1 protein-coding gene and 1 pseudogene are annotated in these 1,228 nt (G+C 34.5%); both read right to left on the reverse strand.

Features of this window, described 5'->3' with window-relative positions:
• On the reverse strand, positions 1 to 825 hold an 825-nt coding region (locus HOLDEFILI_RS08960), incomplete at its 3' end, for a hypothetical protein (protein ID WP_006059294.1).
• A 172-nt stretch (positions 826 to 997) separates the two neighbouring features.
• Positions 998 to 1,228 (reverse strand): annotated as a pseudogene (locus HOLDEFILI_RS20070) (hypothetical protein); the annotation flags it as partial.

Here is a 1,228-nt window from a genome sequence, read left to right on the forward strand (position 1 = left end):
GTCCATCAGGAATGAATATCCAATTAAATCCTTATTAGATTGGTTAAAACAATATATACTTCCACAGGCATATTGACGCTCTTCATCAACTCTTTCAATTCCTATTTTATAAATTTTTCCATCATAGGTTCGTTCAATTTTATTCGCTAAATTCGTTAAGATTGTTTGATTCTCCTTGATCGCAAACCGGAATGTACGCTCTTTAAAATATAATTGCGTGATATTTTCAGCGTTTTCCCAATTTGAGATGAAACCGTCTTTTAATTTATAATATTGAATATCCGGCGGATCGATAGTAGGAATATTGGGATTAGGCTGACGCTCTGGAACATAACGAACGGCGATATAATCTTCATTCTCTCCCTCTATAACCTTTACTAAATGGATTTCCTTCTTCGTGGAGAAAATCTCGCTTGCTTTCCCTTTTTCGCAATCAAATAATTCCAGACTGTGTTTTCTGCCAATTAAAATATGATTGGGATAATTGGATAAAGAATGGATTGTAAAACGGTAAGAATCCGCTGCTTCGCCTTGATAAGAAAATTTTATATCCGCGGGATCCTCGGAGAGATCAATAACGTAAACTTTATTTCTATAAGACAATCCCTGACGGAAGACAACAGCGGCATATCGGCCGTTTTCTGTAAAGATAACGGAATCTGGATAACCCATATGATTAAATCTTCCAACGACCTTGAATGTGTCCAGCGAAAATAAAATTAATTCTTGATCTTTTTTAATAAATAATCGATCATGCTTCTCATCTAAACCAAGCAGTTGCTGATCACACTCATCTCCGATTAATAATCCTGCAATTTTTTTCATTTTTTCTCCCTTTTATTTGTGAACTGCTGTGTATTATAATCTCATTTAACCAGATCTATCTAGATTTTTCCACACATAGATTCTATATATCTAATGATTCTATCTGTATTTGAATCCATTTCACTAAGCGAACTGAAAAGAGAGCTGAGTGATCAGCTCTCTCTCCATGAGATTAATGGCCTTTAAACAAAATAGATTCGCAGAATTCCTCGTTCGCATATCTTGTCAACTGAAGATTCCTGAAATCAAGATCCGCTAAGCTTTGATTGATAAGATCACTATCTTCAAGTTGTACAATCGAAACATCATAATATTTCATGGGTTCATAAAAAAATATTAAACCACTTTGTTCATCATAACCAAATGAATATGCACCCCAAACCTCGAATTCTTCGCTATTCAT

The sequence above is a fragment of the Holdemania filiformis DSM 12042 genome (assembly GCF_000157995.1).
GTDB classification, from domain to species: domain Bacteria; phylum Bacillota_I; class Bacilli_A; order Erysipelotrichales; family Erysipelotrichaceae; genus Holdemania; species Holdemania filiformis.